Here is a 22,717-nt window from a genome sequence, read left to right on the forward strand (position 1 = left end):
TTAAACGATAATCTCCCAAATTGTGAACAGATATTTTTTTTCTATACCTAAAAACATTTCCATGCTACAAGTTCTTAATTTTTTTTATCTTATCTAAAAGATGTGGGTAATCAGTAGGACTTAAGTCCCTCGCTAGGGATAAAGTACTTGTTTTTTAATCTTTTTTAATAATATAGGATTTAAGACAATCTCGCCTAAAGCTTACAGCCTAACGCCTATCGCCAAAATCAATAAACACCAACATTAGAAATCACAGGGCAAGCCTTGGCATCTTTGATATTGATTCTTACTTTGCTAGTTTCCACGCCATCCAGTTTCAATATTCTTTTATAGCCAATCGTAGTAGCTGACGCTACCTCTTTCCATGCGTTATCTTTCCAAACCTCCACATTAAAGCTTTTTACTCTTTGACCTAATTTGATGTATTCCTGCAAAAGCACGTATTTTACAGGCTTATTAGCTCCTAAATTAATTTCAAGGCTTCCTGATTTTTGTTCATCATCGGTTGTCCAATAGGTTTCCTTATTGCCGTCAGTTACGTTTTTAGCCTTAAACTTTACATCATTTCCACGTACTTCGCTAGCTTTTACTGAGGCGTTGAGTGCCAAATTGGTTTTAAATTCCTTATCCAAAATAGCCTTGAAACCCTTCAATGATTTTACATCATTTTCATGAAAAAGCCCACGACGATCAGGAGGAATATTCAATAACAAGTTTGAACCTCTACCTACTGATGAAAGATAAATTTCAAATAATCTTTCTGGCGACTTTACTGCTGCATCTTCTTTAGCATGATAAAACCACCCTGGACGGATAGAAACATCTATTTCGCTCGGAATCCAAGCCGTTCCATTTTCAGAACCCGTATTCAATAAGTGTTCAATACCACTTTTGCCAGCGTACAAACTATCAGGCGTAATATTATTCCAGTTGGTTTCGCCTGCAATACCACTTTCGTTGCCACACCAACGTACTTCTGGCCCAGCATCGCTGAAAAAGATAACATCAGGTTGCATTTTTCTTACCATCGGGATGGTCGTTTTCCAGTCGTAATATGTTTTAGCGTCTATTTTGCGTTTCTCGTTAGCACCACCATAATAGCCCGTTCCGCCATTGGCACCGTCGAACCAAAGTTCAAAAACAGGCTTATAATTACTAAATAATTCGTTTAATTGATTACGATAATAGTTAATGTATTCAGGCTTGCCATAGTCGGCACGGTTTCTATCCCAAGGCGATAAGTAAACCCCAAATTTTACCCCGAATTTCTTACAAGCCTCTGCCGTTTCTTTGACAACATCGCCTTTGCCATCTTTATAAGGACTGTTTTTGATAGAATGCTCCGTGAATTTACTTGGCCATAATGTAAAGCCGTCGTGGTGCTTACAAGTAAGAATTGCACCTTTAAAGCCAGTAGCTTTCAAGGTACTAATCCACTGGTTCGCATCCAGTGCCGAAGGGTTAAAAATAGCAGGACTTTCATCGCCATTTCCCCATTCCAAATCAGTAAAAGTGTTGGTCGTAAAATGGATAAAAGCATTGGTTTCCATTTCCTGATAAGCCAATTGCTCTTTCGTAGGAATCGGATACACAGGTTTTGGGGCTGTAACAGCCTTTTTGATAGTCTTTTTTACAATCGGCTCATGCGTTTTGGGTAACGTTTCAGCATGATTAAGTTGAGAAAAAAGCAAAAAAGGAATAGATAAAAATAGCGCGTTTTTCATGGAATAATTAGTATTTAAAAGCTAAACTCGGATAGTTCTTATATTTTTTTAGGAAATTAGCTGGCAACGTTACAGTTACTTTGTCGCCTTCCGCTTTCCATTTTACGGTTGTTTTTTCGCTTAACAATTGCACTTTCGCTCCTTTGGCAGGCACATTGCCAGTCCATGTGATGGTCGTAGCAATTGGTTGATTTTCTGGTAATCTTACCAGCGCATAGATGGCGTTGTCTTTGCCTTTGGTAAAAAATGTTTCGCCGTCTCTGTAAACATCCGTAGTTCTAGTATTATAAATAGCCTCGCCATTAGCATTCAACCAAGTACCGATTTCTTTCAAACGTGATACTTGTGTATCGTTTAACGTACCGTCGGCTTGTGGGCCAACGCCTAGTAACAAACTGCCGCCTTTGGCTACTACTTCTATCAAACTATGGATAACTTTAGTTGACGATTTGAAATTATCATTCGGTACATAGCCCCACGCACCGCCTAAAGTAATACAGCTTTCCCACGGCGTGTCTGACTTATTGGCTGGAATACTTTGCTCTGGTGTTCTGTAGTTTTCGTATTCACCATGAACCGTTCTGTCAACCACTAAAAGACCGGGCTGAGCCTTACGAGCCATCGAAGCAATTTTGGGCATATCTATTTCCTGACTGAAAGCAGGAATAGCAGCACCCCAAGCCCGTACTTCGTCGGTAACGGTATCCAACGGACGAACCCAACCGCCATCAAGCCAAAGAATATCCATTTTGCCATAGCCTGTCATTAATTCTTGAATTTGGTTGTAGCTAAACTCTTTGAATTTATTCCAACGCCAAGGATTCTTACGGATGTCATAATTCACATTACGGTCTGGCGTAGCATAACGATTCCACCAAAAGTATTCAGAATGCCAGTCTGGTTTTGAAAAGTAAGCGCCAATCATAAAATTCTGTTTTCTGAATGCTTCAAAAACATATTTGGCTACGTCGGCTTTTGGATTTTGAGCGAACGGACCATTTGAAATTTTGAAATCAGAATACTTAGTATCGAACATCGAAAACCCGTCATGATGTTTTGTCGTAAAAACTACGTATTTCATCCCAGCGTCTTTGGCAGCACTAGCCCATTGGTCTGGATTAAAATTGGTAGGATTAAACTTTTTGTTCAAACCCCAATACCACTTTTTATAATCATCATAAGTTTGGGTACTGTCGCGGCTAATCCAATCCTCAGAACACAATTCCCATGATTCGATAATACCCGGTACAGCATACAAGCCCCAGTGGATAATCATCCCAAATTTTTGGTCACGCCAAGTTTCTAACTTTTCTTTTACCAAAGGGTCAGTAGGGTATTGGTATTCCGTTGAAGCCTGATGAATATTTCCCTGTGCTGTTGACTGAAAATGTGAAAAGGCAAAAAGACCAAGCAATGCAATTATTTTTTTGAACATAATAATAGTTTTTATGAAGGATAATATGACAAACGATTGTTGTTGATAATCGTTTTTGTTGGTTAAATTAACTTCTTTACAAAAGAGGTTTTAAGGATACTTATACCTCTTTATATTTACTAAATTACGAAAATATTTGATTTATTTTTAATAATCGGAAATATATTACATTTTTAATCAAATAAATGTGCATTTTTTTAAGGCTACATACCGTTTAATAATTATTGAGGTCAGAAACAAGTTGAAGATTTTATTTTAGCTAATTTTAAACAGCAAACTATGAACTTTAACTATGACAAAATGACACACACTGTACAACCAAAGGAAACCCTTTATAGTATCTCAAAAAAATACAGACTTTCTATAGAGCAACTCACCGAAATGAATAGTTTACAATCTACCAATTTGTCGATAGGGCAGGTGTTAGTAGTAGATTCTTCCACTTTTTCTGACGATACCACGACTACTACCATTTTCAGTGCTAATACGAGCGTTTTTAATGACAATACTGCTTATAATACTTCTAATACCTCCAGCCAAAATAGTTCTATCAATCATGCTGCTGTCAATCCTGTAGATTATGGAAGTTCGGTTTTTGAACGACGACAAGTATTCCAAATTCAGCAACAAAACAAAGGTTCATATAGCACTTATGTAATTAATTTTCCGAGTTCAGACGGTTTTATGCAGACTGGTCCCATGCGTGACGTTTATCCCTCGCCCAATCAAGTAAATCCTAAAGGGGTAAGCTATGCGGGGCAATCTGGCTTTGATGAAAACAAAAGTATGTTTTTAGATTTATGTCAAGAGCCATATTATGCCGATATTCTAAAATACATTTCAAAAAACGAAGGCTGTTTCGATGCCGTGAATAGCTATGACAAAGCCATTTTTTCTTTTGGATTTATTCAATTTACAGGTGCAGTAGCTAGCGGTTCAATGCTTACAAGGGTATTAGCAAGGCTAAAAGATAGAGACGAAGATGTATTTAATGAATGTTTTGGTCAATACGGACTGGATGTTCAAAATGATGGAACACCTGTTTTTCAGGTAGATACCAGCTATGGAACCAAAGAAGGCGATGCTGCATATTTAGAAGTAGCCAACGATTTAAGATTAACAGGAGCTTTTATAGCCAGTGCGTTCAAACCAAGTATGATTTGCGTGCAGGTAGAAGTAGCCTTAGAAGAATATGTAGTCAAGGCGGTGTCATCGTCGGTAATGATTAATATTTATGGGAATGCATATCCATTAAACCAGATTATCAATACACAGGGGGGAATTGCTTTCAGAGTAGATTTAGCCGTCAATCGAGGTTTGAGCGGCTCGTTGGCAGTACTAAAAAAGGCCATTGAACAAGTGTTGTCTGAATCTGGAAGTGGGGATATTACTAGTTTAGATGAAAGAAGTATCATCGAAAAAGTAGCCATGAACGATGTAGAAACTTGGAAAAAACAACGAGTATTGAAAGTGTTGGATAGTGGCTTTAGCTTTGCGAAGTGAAATAATGAAAATATAGGTTTCTACTAAAGAGATATAACTTCCATTTTACGGTTTAATTAGTAAAATGGAAGTTTTTGTTTGAAAAAGCATTACAGAATGCTTTAATTTGAGATAAAATAATTGAGAATAGTTTTACACATGAAATCAAAAAAACAAGCCAATCAATACGATAAGATATTCAAGGAAAATATAGAGGCTGTTATACCAAGTTTAATGGAAAATATACTTGGCATATCTGCGGTTTTATCAGAAGAACTTCCCGACGATATTCAGCATACTAAAGAACGAAAACCTGATGTTTTAAAGAAAATTACTGATATCCAAGGTAATATCTTTGTCCTTCAAATAGAGTTTCAAGTAGTTGATGAGTCAGATATGATTTATAGAATGGCAGAGTACAATGTCATGTTGGCAAGAAAATATAAATTACCAATCGAGCAATTTGTGATTTACCTTGGCATAAAAAAGCCAAAATTTTCAACTCGTATAGAAAGTAAACTTTTAAATTATAACTTCCCTTTAATTACATTTTCAGAACTTGATTATCATATTTTCCTGAAATCAGATAAACCTGAAGAAATAATATTAAGTATTTTAGCAAACTTCAGAGAAGAAGAACCGAAAAATGTTTTGAAGGAAATTATTCATCGCATTGAAGAAACCACTGAAGGAGATTTTTCGTTAAGAAGGTACATGCAACAGTTGCGAGTACTATCACAATTGCGTAACTTAGAACAAAAACTTAAAGAAATTATCATGATAAGTATTGCAGAATATATAAATGAAGAAAAAGATCCTGCTTTTATGATTGCTAAAGAAAGAGAACAAACTAAGTTTGTCATCAACTTGCTAAGCGAAAGCGACTTTTCTATTGAGAAGATTGCTAAAGTTACAGGTGTGTCATTAGATTTCGTAAAAAACATTCAGCAACAACTCAAGCTTTTACCCGAATAATATCTGCCAACCGCGTGGTATATCTTTTCGAAAGCTTCTCTTGTTTCATTTTCCAAGTACGTTGTAAATCTTGGGTAGCTAGTTTTACTATCGTCGTGCCTGTTTTTCTATTGATGTTATCTACAGCTTCCATCAATTTTTTATGCTTGGGATTACTATTTTGAAAGAGGCTGATTTGTTGAGCATTTTCGGGAGTTAAATCTGTTACAATTACGCCTGCTTTTTTGTATTCAAAACCCTCTCTGAAAATCATATCCAAAGCCTCTGTCGCAAATTTTGCTAATTCTATGTTTGAATTAGTTGGATAGGGTAGTGCCAACACCTGACTTTTACTGTACTGTTCTAATTCTTTTCGATGCGCATTGGTACGCAGAAAAACCACGATGGCATTACAACAAGACTTTTGCTTTCTTAACTTCTCCGCACAACTCACCGTAAACGTAATAATCCTCTCTTTGACAAGCTCATAGTCTTTATAATTTGTTTCAAAACTTCGTGTAGTAGCAATGTTTCTTTTATCGGCTACTTCGTCTAAATCTAAGCAACTAATTCCTTGCAGTTCTTTGTATAGGCGTAAACCTACCACACCCATTTCTTTTTTTACCCACTCTTCTTTGCAATTAGTAAAATCAAATGCAGTGTGTACTTCTGCCGCTTTCAACCGTTTGGCAAGTCTGTAGCCTATTCCCCATACACCCTCTATCGCCAGCCATTTCAAGGCTTTGATACGTTTCTCATCGCTATCAATTACATATACGTTACCTGTTTTTTCGGGGAATTTTTTAGCGATATTGTTCGCCACTTTTGAAAGTGCTTTAGTAGGAGCAATGCCCACACTGATGGGAATCCCCGTGCCTTTGGTTACTTGATAGCGAATCTCATTGCCATACTTTTGAAAATCGAAATACTTTTCAAAGCCATCAAATTTCAAAAAGGCCTCATCGATGCTGTATAGCTCTATCTCTGGTGTAAATTCGGCTAATAAATTCATCACTCTGTTGCTCATATCGCCATACAAAGCATAGTTAGATGAAACCACATGAATGTTATTCTTGTTAAAAAAATCCTCAAATTTATAAGCCGGAGCACCCATCGGTACGCCCGCCTTTTTGGCTTCGTTACTTCTGGAAATCACACAGCCATCGTTATTAGACAGCACAGCAATGGGCTGGTTCCTCAGTTTGGGCTGAAAAACTCTTTCGCAGGATGCGTAAAAATTATTACAATCAACTAGTGCAAACATATTTTAGTGCTTTTGAATGGAAAAAGTAACCATACCCCAAATTTCAAAATCGTAATATTCTGTCACTTTCGTTGGCTTATAATTATCATTGGCAGGCATTAGCCAAATACCTTCTTGGTCTACTTTCAGGCGTTTTAATACAAACTCTCCATTCAGGATACACACAGCAATTTTACCATCTGTAGGCTCAATAGATTTGTCGATAATCAATAAATCTTTGTCGGCAATACCTGCGTCAGTCATCGAAACACCATCTGTTAGGGCAATAAAAGTAGTGGAAGGATGCTTGATTAAATATTTATTAAGGTCGATGGCTGTATCTAAAAAATCGGCGGCTGGCGATGGAAACCCCGCACTAATGCCCCCTTCGATGAGTGGTAACTCCAACGAAGTTTCATCTGAAAATGCGTAAATCTTTAATGTTCCCTTTGTATTAACAGCTTTTAGATTCATTTACTTATCAGTTCGGCACTTTGCGAAGTGGTGAGGATTGAAGCACTAATGTTGAGTTTTGAACTAAAGTTTAAGAGTACTACCACCGTTCAATTTAGTGCTTAGCCCTCCATTTTGTAAACCCCTTGCTAGGCGTTCATTGTTTTTGTTCGTCAGTTCTTTTATTTGTAATTCAAGTGATTTCAATATAGTTACGTCTGTTTCAAACCCAAAAAGTCTGCTTATCCCAGTTTCTCTTGTCTGTATTAAAATTTTCATCTTATAGTTTTTCCCGTAACAAGCCTTTTCAAGTTTCTCAATAGCATCTTCAATGCTTTCATATTCTGTTTGTATTTTTACAGGCACAGGTACCCCGTCACAATGCTCTTTTAAAAAACCGTCAATTCCTGAATTACGTTGAACTGGGAAGGCATTTATATTTTGAAGGGTTGCTAGTTCTTTTTCTGTTTTTTCAAAATAGTCGTTTGCTCCCTTATTTAATAAATTGGATTCTGAAATTATCATTTCTTCTAAACGAGAGTTAGCCAATTCAACTGCATCAGCAGATACATCTATTCCAATGAAATTCCTTTTTAATGATTTTGCAGAGACACATGTTGTTCCACTTCCACAAAATGGGTCAAGAACTAAATCACCTTCATCTGTTACGATATTTAGAACTTGATTTAGTAACAGAACAGGTTTTTGAGTTGGATACCCTGTTCTTTCTTTTGCTTTTGGGTTTAAATATGGTATTTCCCATACGTCTGAAAGTGGAACACCTTTTTTCTCTTTTCCTAAAATTGGGTTTCCATTTTCGTCTCTTTTGTAAACAGATTTCCCATTTTCATTTCTTTCTCTGTCTTGTAAAATTTGGTCAATATTTGTTGTAGCTGAATAGTCAGTATACAATGTGTTGAATTTGAAATTCTGTGTTTTTGAATAAAAAAAGATTACTTGATGAGAGTTTAAAAGTCCCTTTTTTGCATTAGACCATCGTTTGTAAGACCATATAATTTCGCTTTGAAAATTATTACGTCCGAAAACTTTATCCATAATAACTCTTATATTATGAGAAGCTGTTTTATCGCAATGTAAAAATACACTTCCTGTATCCTTTAAAACACGTTTTGACTGCTCTAACACACTTTCTATAACAAATAAATACTCTTCAATAGAATTATATTTATCGTCAAATTCATAAGTTTTGGAGTTATTCTTATTAGTTAAAGAATGTTTTTTTTGGGTGAAAAAAGGTGGGTCGAAGTAAACTAAATCTATTTTATTAGCTTCAACTTCTTTGAGCTTTTCAATACAATTTCCGTGAATGATTTTATTAATTTCCATCTTGAGGTGTTCTTTCGTTAGCAATTTCTGTCAAAATCAATTTTAGGTCAACTCCAGAATATGTTTTTATGTATTCCCAAGCTTCTTCCCCACCGTAATATTCACCTTCAACACCTGCATAAAGTGTTTTTAGTGTTTGTTGAATCCTAATTGCCTGCTCTCTTTGTGGATAATAAAACATGACCCGAATTGGCTTATAACCGTGGACTCTAATTACTTGAACTCTTGTATGTTCTTTAGTAATATGATCTCCATCTGTTGTAGCATCTCTCCATTTAATTTCAATTGCATCATTTGCATTCAGAAAATCAATTTCAAACGTTTTTGGCCGTTGTCCTATGGTATTTTCAACTTTTGTTTTTATTCCTTCTGGGAATTTATAATTTAAACATAATGTTGCAGCTTCTTCAAGAAATGAACCTGCATACTTATACAAAAATCGTCCAGTGTTTTGGTGTGAGTCTATAAGTTGCCCTTCTTCGGGTGTAATTCCTAATACACGATATATCAGATAATGAGAGTTGTCATCAGCTTTCATTTCTTCTGTTCTGGCTTCAATTTTTCCTTTTAAGTTTGCTGAGTAAACTTCTGCTAAATTCTTGATATTTTCTTTTAACACATCCATACTAAATTTATCTAAATAATTCGGTGCAAGTTAGGGAATTTTAGTTGCTTTCAGTTTGTCTTCGTTTTGATGACATAATGATGCGTAACAACAGGCTTATGCATGACATAATCATTCATCCAGAAATCATTCCCTATATTAATATCTATTTCATTGACTACTTCAAACCCCAGTTTTTCATAAAAACTTTTTGCTTTGTTGGTTCTGTTTACATTCAGTTCTATATAATCACAATTTTCTGCTTGGGCTATTGCTACTATTTCCTGAATCATCATTTTGCCAAAGCCTTTTCCTTGTGTTTCAGGTAAAAAATAAATCTTATGTAATTTGATCATTTTTTCCTTTTTTTCAAAACCCGAAAACCCTACTGGCTTATCATTATCAGAAAAAAGCAGAAATTGGTTTGTTTCAAACTGCTTTGTAAGTGATGTATCGCTATACATCATCTCTAGCATAAACAATGTTTGTTCTTCCGTCAAGATACCTCCATAGGTTGGTCTCCAAGTTTCATTCGCAATTTGTTGAATAATGGGTAAATCCTGTAAACCAGCTTTTGCTATTTTGTAATCACTCATGATAATCTATTTTTTGTCTTTTAATGAAAATAAAGCAGGATATTTAGGTGTAATATTCATATAGTAGGCTTGAATACTATCCAAATCGGCTTCATAATTACCCGTTGGGTAAAATACGTCTAAAAATCCAGCTTCTTTGTTCTTATAATCTAAAAATCCTAAAATGATAGGTACTCCTGCTTTTAAGGCAATATGGTAAAATCCTGATTTCCATTCGCTTGTATAAGAGCGTGTGCCTTCTGCGGGAACAATTAATTGAATGGGTTGAGTGGAGGTTTTCAGTAACTGAGCCATCTCTTCTACTAAATTATTTTTTTTCTCCCTGTTTACAGGAATCCCGCCCAATGCGCGCATTAATATTCCTAATGGGAATTTAAACAAGGACGCTTTTGCCAAATAGCGAATCTGTAGTTTGACAGAATAAATGGTTGCCATACAAAAGACGTAGTCCCAATTAGAGGTATGCGGAGCCGCAATAATCACAGCATGGTGGTATGAATTTACGCCATTGGGTGTATTATCGATAACTTTCCAACCTGAAAATTGTAGTATTAATTGACCTATGATTTTTAACATGAAAGATTTCTGTAATTTCGTCGCCACAACAAAACTACCTATATTTGATTTTAGATTCAAAAGTAAAGATATTTTGGTATTATTATTAGATATTTAATAATAATAATTAGAGCTAACAGCAACTAAAACATTAAATTTGATACAACAAACGCAGATTTTTAAAATACCGATTACAAACAATGCAAAAACCACTCATATTGATTGCTAATGATGATTCAATAGCGGCGAAAGGGATAAAAACATTAGCAGAGATTATGTCTAGGATTGGCGAGGTATTCGTAGTAGCGCCTGATAGCCACCAGTCTGGAATGGGCCATGCTATTACGTTAGACAGACCACTCAGAGTGAACCCCGTAAAAGATTTTTTACCTAATGTAGAGGCTTATCAATGCAGTGGAACACCTGCTGATTGTATAAAATTTGGAAAACACTTTTTATTAAAAGGTAGGAAAATAGATTTAGTAGTTTCGGGTATCAATCATGGCTCAAATTCTTCTATTTCAGTGATTTACAGTGGAACCATGTCGGCGGCGATAGAAGCAGCCATAGAAGGTATCCCAGCGATTGGGTTTTCGTTGTGTGATTTTGGTGCTGAAGCCGACTTTTCGCATACAGAAGAATACATCATTCAGATTGCAAACAAAGTATTGGCAAATGGCTTACCCAAAGGCATCGCCTTGAATGTAAACTTTCCTAAAAAATCTGATGAACCCCTTAAAGGTATTAAGGTGTGTCGTCAGACGGATGCCTTGTATCGCGAGACCTTTCAAGAAAGACAAGACCCGTATGGAAAGTCATATTATTGGATGGATGGATTTCTTCAAAATAAAGATACCGCAGGGGGAAATGATGAAGATGCTTTGGCAGAAAACTATGTTTCAATAGTTCCCGCAAAATTTGATTTAACAGATTATCAAGCACTTGATACCATCAAAGAATGGTTTTAATGAGTGAAAACTTTAAACTTTTTCTGACGAATTAATTCCTATGGCAATAGTTGGCAATATTTTAAAAAGAGGTATCGGATTGACAGGCCTGATAAAACGCCCAAAATCTAATTTAGCGAAGATTCAGCGTAAGACCTTGGTGAAGTTGTTGAATAAAGGACGCTTTACGCAATTTGGAGAGAAGTATCATTTTGAGGAAATTATGAATGCTGCATTGTTTTCGGACGATAAAGAATTCTACACAAAATATAAGAAGCTTGTTCCTGTGTATGACTACAACAAGATGTTTGCAGAATGGTGGCACAAGACTTTGGCAGGAGAAAAGAATGTTTCGTGGGTAGGGAATGTGAAATATTTTGCGTTGAGTTCGGGTACTTCCGAGGCCGCTTCCAAGCATATTCCTGTTACGAAAGACATGGTGAAAGCCATCCACAGGACTTCCATTCGTCAAATTTTAGCATTATCTGCCTATAAAAATCTACCTTCTCAATTGTACGAAAAAGGCTATTTAATGCTTGGTGGAAGTACAAAATTGCAGGATAAAGGTGATTATTTTGAAGGAGATTTGAGTGGGATTACTGCAGGGAAAATTCCGTTTTGGTTCGAACGTTTTTATAAACCCGGAAAAATCATTGCTGAAACTGCCGACTGGAGTGAAAAGCTGGATAAAATAACGAAGAAAGCAAAAGATTGGGATATTGGTTTTATTGTAGGAGTGCCAGCGTGGATTCAGATTTTGATGGAAAAAATCATCAAAGAATATAACCTGAAAAACATTCACGAAATTTGGCCGAATTTAGAAATATATTGTCATGGGGGAGTAAGTTTTGAGCCCTATAAGCAAGGTTTTGCCAAATTACTTGGTCGCCCGATTACTTATATTGAAACATATTTAGCTTCAGAGGGTTTTTTGGCGTATCAGACCCACCCCAATAGCGATATGCAGTTGGTGCTAAACAATGGGATTTTCTTTGAGTTTATCCCTTTTAATGACCGTAACTTTGATGAAGACGGTAGCATGGTTCAATACCCAGAAACGTTGATGATAGATGAAGTGGAGGAGGGTAAAGAATACGCGCTGTTGATTTCTACAGTATCTGGAGCATGGCGTTATCTGATAGGCGATACCATTAAGTTTACCAATAAAAAACAAGCTGAAATTATTATTACAGGTAGAACAAAGCACTTTTTGAGTCTTTGTGGCGAACACCTTTCTGTGGATAATATGAATAAAGCCATTGAATTGGCCTGTAAGCAATTTAATATCGATATCAGAGAGTTTACGGTAGTAGGTAAAAGGCTGGAAGATACCTTCGGGCATCATTGGTATGTGGGGACGGATGATCAAGTGGATGCTGAGGAATTGCTAAAATTTATAGATGAAACACTTTGCAGAATTAATGATGATTATCCCGTAGAGCGAAAACATGCTTTAAGAGGATTGGAAATCAGTGTGTTACCAGTAAAAGCTTTTTATGATTTTATGGCATCTAAAGGCAAAACAGGCGGACAACATAAATTCCCGAGAGTATTGAAGAAAAAAGACTTAATCGCTGAATGGGAAGCGTATATTCAATAGTGCTGGGTAGGGAGTGTTGAGTGAGGGAATTTTTACCCGCAGATTTTACTGATTAACCCCGCAGATATTCGCTGATATAATTGTCTATGAATATCTGCGATAAAATCTCTGTGAATCTGCGGGTAAAGATATTACTTTTAAATTTTAAAAACTCATAGCTCAAATATTAGATAGTGCTGAGTTTGGGAAGTGCTGAGTTGGGAGTTTTGAGTGAGGGAATTTTTACCCGCAGATTTTACTGATTAACCCCGCAGATATTCGCTGTATACTTGTCTGCGGAAATCTGCGAGAAAATCTCTGTAAATCAGCGGGTAAAAATATTACTTTTAAGACTCACAGCTCAAATCTCATAACTCAAAGCCTACAAAAACTGCTTCCAAAGAATCAACAACCCTGAAATAATAAAAATAATACCAGCTACTTGATTGATTCTCCTTAAAATTGTAGGCGTTAATACACTCTTCATTTTTTGAGCATAGAAGGCAATCAACGATTCAGCCAACATCGTAGCACATAAGCTTGCTATAAAAAAAATGATGGTTTCATTAAGGCTAAATCCTTCTACACCAGTTAAGTAAGTAGACGTAGTGAAAACTGCAATATAGTTTGAAGGATTGAGTAGATTCAATAATATACCTGACGTAAAGTAGTACAGAAAAGAGCCAAATTTCGATTTAGGATATACCAATTGGGTTTGCTGTTTAAACAAACTATTGAACCCAAGGATAAATAAAATAGATGCCCCAACAAGGGCAATAGTAATATTGAAATATTGAAACTTTGGTAGAAAACTAGTGCCAAATACTGCAAAAAACATCAAAATAGCATCCGCAGCCGTTACTCCTCCCGCAATTAATACTCCTCTTCGAAACCCAATATCAATACTAGTTTGTATCAATCTGAAAAACGCCGGCCCAAAAGTAAAACACAATAAGAATCCATAAAGGAATCCAAAAACAATCGCATTAATTATCATAAATTTAAATTCCTTTCAAACGTGCCACTTTCAGAATTGTTGCAATACTTAATGAATCCGTAATTTCGGAATCCATTACCATTCTGATTGCTTCAACTAAACTCACTTTTTTCAACACCAAAATCTCAGTATCATCTGGTTCGGCCTCTCCATAGGTTAAACCTTCTGCCAGAAACATAAAACCAACCTCGTCGGTTACAGAATTTGATGTATGAAGTTTTCCTAATTCCGTCCATTTTTCTGCTTCTATGCCTGTTTCTTCTTTTAATTCACGCCGAGCTGATTCCAGAATATCTACCTCAAAAGAGCCACCCCCCATGGGAATCTCCCATGTATATTCGTTTAAAGTATATCGATACTGGCCAACTAACCAAGTATTGTTTTCTTCGTCGAGTGGTAAAACTGCGGCTGCTCTGTTCTTGAAATGAGCTACCCCATAAATACCTGCTTCGCCGTTAGGCTTAATTACCTCTTCGTGGCGAATATTTACCCACGGATTATCATAAACTTCACGAGACGATATCGTCTTCCAAGGATTATCAAAAGTTGTCATTTTGCAAAGGTATAATAGTATGTTCTAAAATTAAAATATGAATTTCGTACCTTTGTGATTAAATATACGAAGAATGTCTCCTAAATATAAATTAATACTTACATCATTTGTGGTGAGTACACTATTGATGATTGTAAAATTCATTGCTTATTATTTAACTTATTCAAGTGCTATCCTAACGGATGCGCTAGAATCAATCATTAATGTAGTAGCCAGTGGTTTTGCTTTTTATGCGGTTTATTTAGCATCGCTCCCCAAAGATTTGAACCACCCTTACGGACATGGTAAAATCGAATTTTTTTCAGCAGGATTAGAAGGCGTACTTATCACGCTGGCTAGTATATTTATCATATTTCACTCGTTACAAGGTTTTGTTAATCCTTTGCCTTTGAATGACCTAAATGTTGGCCTCGTTATTATTTCTGCGGGTGCTTTGATTAATTATTTTTTAGGGTATGCGATAGAAAAAGAAGGAACCAATCAAAACTCACCAACACTTATTGCTGATGGGAAACACCTAAAATTAGATGCTATGAGTGGTATTATTCTGATTATTGCTATTGGTTTAATCATTCTCACAGGGGCTTTATGGATAGATGGCTTGGCTTCTATCATTTTTGCTGTTTTTATGGGCATTAGTGGCATCAAAATTATCAGGAAATCAATTGGTGGATTAATGGATGAAACCAATGATAACATCCTACATAGTATCGTAGAAATCCTCAAAAATAATCAAAAGAAAGAATGGATAGATGTCCATAACCTAAGGATACAAGAGTACGGTTCCGACCTCCACATTGACTGTCACCTAACTTTACCCAACTATTGGGTATTAGATAAAGTACATGATACCGTTCATGAATTTGAAGAAATTTTAGGCAAAGAATTTGACTCAAACGTAGAGTTTTTTATTCATGCCGACCCATGTTTGCCAGATTGCTGTCATCATTGCAAAATTGAAAATTGCCCTATCAGGCAGCATGAGCAGACTAAAAATATTGAATGGAATAAAATTAATTTATCATTAAATCAGAAGCATTTTCTTGAAGACATTTCATAAAGTTGTCATCGTTATACTCATCGTAAGTTGCATTTCATGTTTGAAGAGCTTCAAAATGAACGACGAAGCCGTTGATAAATATTATAGTCAACACCCACCAAAACCCACCTTTTCATACTTTAATTACGAAGGCAACAAGTATTTCTATGCATCGTCTGGCGATACTACCAAACCTATGCTTTTTTTGATTCATGGTGCTCCGGGGGCGTGGTCTGGGTATAAAGAGTTTTTAGCGGATAGTTTGCTCTTGGAAAAATACCAAATAGTAGTACCCGACCGTTCAGGCTATAATAATTCTGGGCATAAGGTGACTTCTATCGAAGAACAAGCCAAAATATTCTACCAAATCATTAAGATGAAAAAGCCTTCGGGCGTTGTTTTGTTGGGGCGTTCGTATGGGGCAGGTGTGGCGGCTAGAATGGCCGCAGAGTATCCTGCATTTATTAAAGCTTTGATGTTGGTGTCACCCGCATGCGACCCATCTCTCGAAAAATTCTGGTGGTTTTCAAAGCCTATCAATTCAAAATTCGCAAGGTTATTTTTACCTCAATATATCAATGCGGCTAGCGACGAAAAGTTTAACCACGTAACGGAATTAAAAAAGCTATTGCCTTTTTGGCGAAAAATTACTTGCCCCGTTACCATTTTGCAAGGAGGGAAAGATTGGATTATTGAAACAACCAATGGACAGTTTGTGGCAAATTCCTTGGAAAATGCCCCTCATCGCTTGATTTATTTACCCGAAAACGGGCATTTAATCACTACAGAACGTTATGAACTTGTAAAATCTATTTTGCTGGAAAATAACTAATAAATGCTTTTAGAGTCCTTAAAAATCTTCATTAAACATTAAAATTCCCTTAAAATACGCCTTTTACAATTTTCATTATAGTTCTTTCTGGCTAATATTCCTTAATTTTGATTAAAGCAAACGAACATCGTATGAGAATATTAGTAATAGAAGACGAAATAAAGACGGTGCAACTCATCAAACAAGGGCTTGAAGAACAGCAATGTGAAGTGGATGTAGCCTATGATGGCAATATGGGGTTTCAGCTCGCTTCTCGCAATCATTATAATTTAATCATCTCTGATATCATCTTACCCGGCATTAATGGTTTAGAACTTTGTAAAAAACTTCGAGCAAATGGCATTTCTTTTCCAATCCTCCTCCTCACGGCCCTTGGTACTACTGATGATAAAATCATCGGGCTTGATAGTGGTGCCGACGATTATCTGGTAAAGCCCTTTGAATTCAAAGAATTAATGGCCAGAATCCGTGCTTTAACCCGCAGAAGCATAGGCTCTATACAAACAGCTAATACGCTGAAAATATCGGATTTGGAAATGGATTTAGAAAGCAAGAGTGTGTCGAGGGGGGGTAAAGAGATCGTATTGACAGCCAAAGAGTTTTCGTTGCTAGAATATTTTATCAGGCACCAAGGACGCGTAATTTCTAAAGCTGAACTCGCCGAAAAAATTTGGGATGTAACCTTTGATACGGGTACTAACGTAATAGAAGTGTATGTAAACTTTGTCCGCAAAAAAATTGACAAAGATTTTGATACCAAACTATTACATACACAGATTGGGATGGGTTATGTACTGAAAATACCAAATTGATGATTAATATTCGCTCCAGACTTACTTACCAATTCATCGCATTGGTAACGGCCATCTTACTACTTTTTTCAGTAGGAGTATATTTCTTTAGTAAGCTGTATCTTGAAAAACGTTTTTATAAACGCCTACAAGACCGTGCCATTACTACCACTACCTTGCTCTTCGATTTACAAGCAACTGATTCGACCGTACTGAGATTGGTCAATATTTCGGATAAAGAATTATTGATTGACGAAAATATTTTTGTGTATGATGAAATCAGTAAGATGATAGTGTTTTCATCCAACAATGGCAATCTGCTTTCACGCCAACAGTTGTTGCCCTTGATGAAATCTGACCAGATAACTACCTACGCCCGTGTTGGCGACTATCAGGTACTGGGCATACACCTGAGAAAAGGAGAGTCTGACAACTGGGTCGTAGTAAGTGCTATTGATAAAAACGGCATAGAAGCCTTAGACGACCTGAGGCGAATCTTGATGATTATGATACTGGCAGGTATTTTACTACTAGGACTATCAGGCTGGTTTTTCGCTGATAGGGCACTGGCTCCGATGTCGGGTATTATTAAACAGGTAAATGGTATTTTCCCTGAGTATGTCGCCAAAAGGGTAGAACACCCCAATCGCTCAGATGAAATAGGGTTGTTGGTGGCTACTTTTAACCAACTATTAGATAGGATTGAGGATGCCCTGATTATGCAAAAAATGTTTATTGCCAATGTCTCGCATGAATTAAAGAATCCTCTTACCAAAATATATTCGCAGATAGACGTAGCCTTAATGCAAAAAAGGAGTCCAGAAGTATATGAAAAAAGCTTAAATTCTTTAAAAGAAGATACTACTACCTTAATTCAGCTAACCAATACCCTTTTAAACTTGGCAAATACCATCGTCAGTTCAGAAAGCGTACAAAAAACGCCTATCCGAATGGATGAGTTACTTTGGGAAACCAAAGGACAACTTCAAAAATGGCATGAAGATTATCAGGTACAAATTAATTTCCTAGACTTCCCCGAAGACGAAGAATCGTTAATTCTCCAAGGCAATGAAGCATCATTAAAGGTAGTATTGATGAATTTAATGGATAATGCTTGTAAGTTTTCAAACGATAATACAGTAATTGTCACCTTCTTAGCCAATCAAGAAGGCATTAAAATATCCTTTATGAACAAAGGCTCGATTATTCCAGCGTCTGATTTACCCTTCATCTTCCATCCATTTTATCGGAGCAATGCCACTGCTCAGGCCACCAAAGGACATGGTGTTGGCTTGGCGATAGTCTCGCAAGTTACTCGCCTACACAAAGGCGAAGTCACAGTAGTATCAGATAAAAACGGAACCATCTTCACGTTATCGTTTCCCAAAAACACTGAGCAATTTTAAGGTAAATTTAATGTGAGTTTAATTCTTGTTTAAGTTAAGGGGTGTTAGTTTGTATCATCAAAAACAACAACAATTACTTAAACAGGAACAATCATGGAATCAAACAACAATCAAGGAGTATTCAAAATTACTATAGGCGTTCTGATTGGTATTGTAGCTTTATTAAGTTACTTATTCATGGGAGCTAGAAACGAAACTTTTGAGCTTCAACATTCATTGACAACCAAAGTTGAACAGTTATCAAGTACTCAAATTAAACTAGACTCTATTGCTTTTGTATTAAACGATAAAATAGCTGAAATTAAAAAACTGGGGGGTAATGTTACTGAATTAGAAAACGTAAAAGCTCAGTTAGAAAATGATAAAAAGAGATTAAAATCTGACTTTAATTTCTCTGTTCAAAAATACGATACCAAAATCAAAGAATACGAAAAATTCTTGACTGTTAAAGATGACGATATTCGCAAATTGCAAGAAGAAAATGGCAACTTGATAGCACGTACCAAAACACTTGAAGAAGAAAAACAACAAGTAGTTACTGAAAACACTGGCTTGAAAACAGAAAAAGCTTCATTAGTTCAAACGGTTTCTGATTATTCTTCACAAAATGATGATTTGAAACGTAAAGTAACGATGGCAAGTGCTATGAAGGCTATCAACGTACAAGTAGCTGCGTTGGCAGCCAATGGTAAAGTACGTGAGGGAGGCTTGTATAAAGCATCAAAAATCAATAAATTAAAGATTTCATTTATCATGCCTTCTAATCCTGTGGCTGAGAAAAATAGCAAAGAAATTTTTGTTAGAATTCTAGATCAAAACGGAGCGGTTGTAAGCGAAGATGGTTCGGCAGGAACAGTAAATTATGATGGAAAAGAACTAGGGTACAGCTTCAAACAAAGTGTTCCATTTGAAAATAATGACCAAAAAGTGGACATCATTTACGGTAAAAGTTCTTCTTATCAATCAGGGAAATATAACATAGAGTTGTATTCCGAAGGGTTCAAAATCGGAAATGGTTCATTTCAAGTTAAGTAATGATGGAATGAATAAAAACTAAAGACGATGTTGAACAAACATCGTCTTTAGTTTTTAAAAGGAGCAATATTATTTTTTGTTCGTTACAATTGTTTGATAACACACCAACCTTAAACTCACTAATGCTATGATACTATACATCAAATTTTTCCAAATCTTATTAGTCTTCCCAAGCTTACTAATTTCAAGCACCATTGATGGACTACGAATTGCTTATCAGAAATTCAAAGAGTTTCCTCTAGCTTATACCGCACTTTCTTATCTCTTCATTACAATGTCTTTTTGTCATTATCCAATTTTTGACCATTGGATAGCAGGTTTCATCATGATGAGCTCGCCCATTGCCTTTGTCGTAGGGCTGATAGCAAGCGGTTATTTATTATACAAAAAACAAAAAGTAATGGCCACTATTGGCTTTATCTGGGTATTGATGGCCTTCCCCATCATGAAGCGTTTTATAAGCATCAACAATGCTAATACAGCAGAAATTACCTCTTTGAATACCTTGAAAGTATTGAGTTTTAACGGAGAATGTTTTGCTGAAAATGCGGAAGGAAATTCAAAATGGGGCGCGTTAAAGTCGGATATTGCTTGTTTTCAAGAATATTCACCCAATCAGCACCTTGAAGAGCAATACTCAAATAAGATTGAAAAACTAACGGACTTTGGTAAAGACCGTTCAGTAGGCTTGGCCTTGTTTTCTCAGTACCCAATCGTCAATCAATATAGTAAGATTTGGGACAAAGCCTATGGCCCTAAAATCAATGGTTTTATCTGTGCCGACATTGCTTATGGTAACGATACCGTTAGAGTAGTAAATGCACATTTATGGTCGATGGGCGTAAGAATCAATCAGAGCATAGATGCCTTGAAGAATGGCGAGTTTAAACAATTTGCCTTGGAAATCATGGATACTTTTGACAAGATGAAACAAGGTTTTGAGTTTAGAAACGAACAGTTGAAAGAGGTAGAATCGTATGTAGCAGGCAGTAAATATCCCGTTATCATTTGTGGTGATTTCAACGAAACACCATTTGGATATGCTTATGGGAAATTGAGTTTAAGCTTTAAAAATGCCTTTGAGGAGGTAGGTAAAGGTCTGGGATTTACCTTGAACAGACAACCGTACTGTGTGAGAATAGACCAGCAATTCTTTAGTGCAGAATGGCAAGTGCAGTCGTGTCATACTATTTCAGATTTTAATATCTCAGACCATTTCCCTGTGATGGCAGAATATGTGTTAAAAAGCCCTAATAAGATTTCAAATAATTCGAACAATGTTTTTGCTTCAATTTTTTAAAAGCTACAATTTTATGGCAGGCTCTTGGTCATCAAAGAAAATATAGTTCAAAAAGTCTAAGTATGGTTTTAGAATAAAGCATGCTTCTGTTACTTTTTGAACAAAATTATCCGCCGATACTTCTTCGTTTGAAAATTTATGCCAGAAAAATAATTGTTTTTTACGCAGCAATTCAATCTCTGGATGCTCTTTTGAATATCCTTTTGGAGCCGACTTTACCGATTCTCCTTCGGCCTCACCAAATGCTTTTATAAAGTCAGGATTGTAAATGATTGATTTCAATTCGGCAGCATTATAATCAATTTCTTGTCGGAGTTTTGCCAATTGTTCGGGTGTAGGTGAATACATACCGCCTCCTATAAACGATTTGCCGGCTTCAATATGAAGATAATAGTCCATTCTGCCCGCTTTTCTACCACCAGCCGAAAAGCTAGCCGACAACCACGTTTTGTAAGGTGCTTTGTCTTTACTAAACCGAACATCGCGCGCTATCCTGTAATTACAGTCTTTTACTTCAACGCCAGTCATATCTTCAAAAGCCCCAATAGCACCAATCAGTTCTTTGATAGTAGCTTCAAAATCAGCCTTTACACCATCATACGTTTTTTTGTTGGCATGAAACCATTCTCGGGTATTGTTTTCTTTGAGTAAATTTAGGTAATCGAAAGTTGAAGTAGGAACAGCCATTATTGACAATTTTAAGAAGATAAAAAACGATAATTTATTAGGTTAAAAATACTTAATTCGTGAAGTTACGTAAAATCAGGGAACACGATTTGATGGATTCATGGATTTTACTCAATTTTGCAAAATATTAACATCAGTTACACATTTCATTTTACGATTATACCCTTTTTTTAAAATGCGCATTCTAACAGGCATACAAGCATCAGGCAGACCACATTTAGGCAATGTTTTGGGTGCAATTCGTCCAGCCATCGAATTATCAAAAAATCCAGCTAACGAATCTTTTTTGTTTATAGCCGATTTACATACACTTACTTCTTTAAAAGACGGAAAACAACTCCGTGAAAATACGTATGCTATCGCCGCCGCATGGTTAGCTTGTGGTTTTGATGCTGACAAGAATTTTTTCTATCGCCAATCTAGATTAGCAGGTTATCATACCGAATTAATGTGGTATTTAAGTTGCTTTACACCTTTCCCTATGTTGGCGAATGGACATAGTTTCAAAGAAAAATCAGAAAAACTAGCTAATGTAAATGCTGGGTTATTTACCTATCCAGTATTACAGGCTGCTGATATAATGCTATATGACGCACATTTAGTTCCAGTAGGAAAAGACCAACGCCAACATCTTGAAATGACAAGAGACCTAGGCGGAGCGTTTAATAATCAATATGGCGAAGATACTTTGGTAATACCAGAAGCTAAGATTGATGAAACCGTCATGGTGATTCCGGGTACGGATGGACAAAAAATGTCAAAGTCTTATGGAAACTATATTGATATTTTCGTGGATGAAAAAGATTTGTTGAAGGCCGTAAAAAAGATTGTTACCGATGCTACTCCACTAGAAGAACCTAAGAATCCTGAGACTGATAATGTTTTTAAACTATATTCTTTAGTAGCAACCAACGAAGAAGTTGAAGAAATGAGAGCCAAGTACTTAGCAGGTGGGTATGGCTATGGTCATGCTAAACAAGCCTTACACCAAGTATTAGTACGTGAATTTGCCAAAGAAAGAGAATTATTTAATTATTATATGAATAATATTCCTGAACTAGAGCAAAAATTAAAAGAAGGCGAAGCCAAAGCCGAAGTAATAGCCAAAGCCACTATCGAGCGGGTTCGTGAGAAAATGAATTTTTAAATTTTATAAGA

22 protein-coding genes are annotated in these 22,717 nt (G+C 36.2%); 11 read left to right on the forward strand and 11 right to left on the reverse strand.

Translation table 11 applies throughout. The features are described 5' to 3' along the window. Nucleotides 1–227: 227 nt before the first annotated feature. Together VB264_RS04995 and VB264_RS05000 are read right to left on the reverse strand one after the other, a co-directional pair. Complete coding sequence (locus VB264_RS04995; protein WP_323247294.1) at nt 228–1,724, reverse strand: alpha-L-fucosidase; 1,497 nt, start codon at nt 1,722–1,724, stop codon at nt 228–230. Between the two features lie 7 nt (nt 1,725–1,731). Then, complete coding sequence (locus tag VB264_RS05000; protein WP_323247296.1) at nt 1,732–3,159, reverse strand: alpha-L-fucosidase; 1,428 nt, start codon at nt 3,157–3,159, stop codon at nt 1,732–1,734. A gap of 279 nt (nt 3,160–3,438) precedes the next feature. Here VB264_RS05000 and VB264_RS05005 point away from each other — a divergent pair, with 279 nt between their 5' ends. Next, nucleotides 3,439–4,662, forward strand: a complete 1,224-nt coding sequence (locus VB264_RS05005) for a LysM peptidoglycan-binding domain-containing protein (protein WP_323247298.1) — start codon at nt 3,439–3,441, stop codon at nt 4,660–4,662. Between the two features lie 138 nt (nt 4,663–4,800). Next, a complete protein-coding gene (locus VB264_RS05010) occupies nt 4,801–5,616 on the forward strand; it encodes an RpnC/YadD family protein (protein WP_323247300.1) in 816 nt (271 codons plus the stop codon). On the opposite strand, the gene VB264_RS05015 is transcribed toward VB264_RS05010, so the two are convergent. From VB264_RS05015 to VB264_RS05040, 6 genes are all read right to left on the reverse strand, one after another. Beyond that, a complete protein-coding gene (locus tag VB264_RS05015) occupies nt 5,597–6,859 on the reverse strand; it encodes a Y-family DNA polymerase (protein WP_323247302.1) in 1,263 nt (420 codons plus the stop codon). The two genes, VB264_RS05010 and VB264_RS05015, sit on opposite strands and share 20 nt — an antisense overlap. Nucleotides 6,860–6,862: 3 nt before the next feature. After that, complete coding sequence (locus VB264_RS05020) at nt 6,863–7,312, reverse strand: LexA family protein (protein WP_323247304.1); 450 nt, start codon at nt 7,310–7,312, stop codon at nt 6,863–6,865. Between the two features lie 63 nt (nt 7,313–7,375). Further along, nucleotides 7,376–8,638: a DNA-methyltransferase gene (locus VB264_RS05025; RefSeq protein ID WP_323247306.1), complete on the reverse strand. Its 1,263-nt coding sequence runs from the start codon at nt 8,636–8,638 to the stop codon at nt 7,376–7,378. Then, a complete protein-coding gene (locus VB264_RS05030; protein WP_323247308.1) occupies nt 8,628–9,263 on the reverse strand; it encodes an ApaLI family restriction endonuclease in 636 nt (211 codons plus the stop codon). Before VB264_RS05030 ends, VB264_RS05025 begins: the two co-directional genes overlap by 11 nt. Nucleotides 9,264–9,313: 50 nt before the next feature. Next, complete coding sequence (locus tag VB264_RS05035; RefSeq protein WP_323247311.1) at nt 9,314–9,838, reverse strand: GNAT family N-acetyltransferase; 525 nt, start codon at nt 9,836–9,838, stop codon at nt 9,314–9,316. Between the two features lie 6 nt (nt 9,839–9,844). Beyond that, the gene (locus VB264_RS05040) at nt 9,845–10,414 is read right to left on the reverse strand and encodes a 1-acyl-sn-glycerol-3-phosphate acyltransferase (protein ID WP_323247313.1); all 570 of its coding nucleotides are present in this window, start codon (nt 10,412–10,414) and stop codon (nt 9,845–9,847) included. 179 nt (nt 10,415–10,593) lie between these two features. Between VB264_RS05040 and surE the strand changes: the two genes are divergently transcribed. Both surE and VB264_RS05050 read left to right on the forward strand, forming a co-directional pair. Then, complete coding sequence (gene surE, locus VB264_RS05045) at nt 10,594–11,361, forward strand: 5'/3'-nucleotidase SurE (RefSeq protein ID WP_323247315.1); 768 nt, start codon at nt 10,594–10,596, stop codon at nt 11,359–11,361. A 40-nt stretch (nt 11,362–11,401) separates the two neighbouring features. Continuing rightward, complete coding sequence (locus VB264_RS05050; RefSeq protein WP_323247317.1) at nt 11,402–12,940, forward strand: GH3 family domain-containing protein; 1,539 nt, start codon at nt 11,402–11,404, stop codon at nt 12,938–12,940. A 361-nt stretch (nt 12,941–13,301) separates the two neighbouring features. Here the strand turns inward: VB264_RS05050 and VB264_RS05055 are convergent, their stop codons facing one another. Together VB264_RS05055 and VB264_RS05060 are read right to left on the reverse strand one after the other, a co-directional pair. Then, complete coding sequence (locus VB264_RS05055) at nt 13,302–13,916, reverse strand: LysE family translocator (RefSeq protein ID WP_323247320.1); 615 nt, start codon at nt 13,914–13,916, stop codon at nt 13,302–13,304. A gap of 4 nt (nt 13,917–13,920) precedes the next feature. After that, nucleotides 13,921–14,469: an NUDIX hydrolase gene (locus tag VB264_RS05060; protein ID WP_323247322.1), complete on the reverse strand. Its 549-nt coding sequence runs from the start codon at nt 14,467–14,469 to the stop codon at nt 13,921–13,923. A gap of 73 nt (nt 14,470–14,542) precedes the next feature. Between VB264_RS05060 and VB264_RS05065 the strand changes: the two genes are divergently transcribed. From VB264_RS05065 to VB264_RS05090, 6 genes are all read left to right on the forward strand, one after another. After that, on the forward strand, nt 14,543–15,529 hold the full coding sequence (locus VB264_RS05065; protein WP_323247324.1) for a cation diffusion facilitator family transporter: 987 nt from the start codon (nt 14,543–14,545) through the stop codon (nt 15,527–15,529). A gap of 55 nt (nt 15,530–15,584) precedes the next feature. Next, nucleotides 15,585–16,340: an alpha/beta fold hydrolase gene (locus tag VB264_RS05070; protein ID WP_323247326.1), complete on the forward strand. Its 756-nt coding sequence runs from the start codon at nt 15,585–15,587 to the stop codon at nt 16,338–16,340. Between the two features lie 131 nt (nt 16,341–16,471). Next, nucleotides 16,472–17,152, forward strand: coding sequence for a response regulator (locus VB264_RS05075; RefSeq protein ID WP_309916806.1), 681 nt, complete (start codon nt 16,472–16,474; stop codon nt 17,150–17,152). Then, nucleotides 17,152–18,537: a sensor histidine kinase gene (locus VB264_RS05080; protein WP_323247328.1), complete on the forward strand. Its 1,386-nt coding sequence runs from the start codon at nt 17,152–17,154 to the stop codon at nt 18,535–18,537. Before VB264_RS05075 ends, VB264_RS05080 begins: the two co-directional genes overlap by 1 nt. Before the next feature lie 93 nt (nt 18,538–18,630). Next, nucleotides 18,631–19,572: a hypothetical protein gene (locus tag VB264_RS05085; RefSeq protein WP_323247330.1), complete on the forward strand. Its 942-nt coding sequence runs from the start codon at nt 18,631–18,633 to the stop codon at nt 19,570–19,572. Nucleotides 19,573–19,699: 127 nt separating this feature from the next. Next, nucleotides 19,700–20,872 (forward strand): endonuclease/exonuclease/phosphatase family protein, encoded by a 1,173-nt coding sequence (locus VB264_RS05090; protein WP_323247332.1) that lies wholly within the window; start codon nt 19,700–19,702, stop codon nt 20,870–20,872. Nucleotides 20,873–20,875: 3 nt separating this feature from the next. Here VB264_RS05090 and VB264_RS05095 read toward each other — a convergent pair whose 3' ends face one another. After that, entirely contained in the window at nt 20,876–21,559 is a 684-nt protein-coding gene (locus VB264_RS05095; RefSeq protein ID WP_323247334.1) for a DUF2461 domain-containing protein, read from the reverse strand. 175 nt (nt 21,560–21,734) lie between these two features. On the opposite strand from VB264_RS05095, the gene trpS reads away from it, so the two are divergent. Continuing rightward, on the forward strand, nt 21,735–22,706 hold the full coding sequence (gene trpS / locus VB264_RS05100; protein ID WP_323247335.1) for a tryptophan--tRNA ligase: 972 nt from the start codon (nt 21,735–21,737) through the stop codon (nt 22,704–22,706). The last annotated feature ends 11 nt before the right edge of the window (nt 22,707–22,717 follow it).

It is taken from the genome of Arcicella aquatica, from assembly GCF_034928825.1.
Taxonomy (GTDB): Bacteria; Bacteroidota; Bacteroidia; order Cytophagales; family Spirosomataceae; genus Arcicella; species Arcicella aquatica.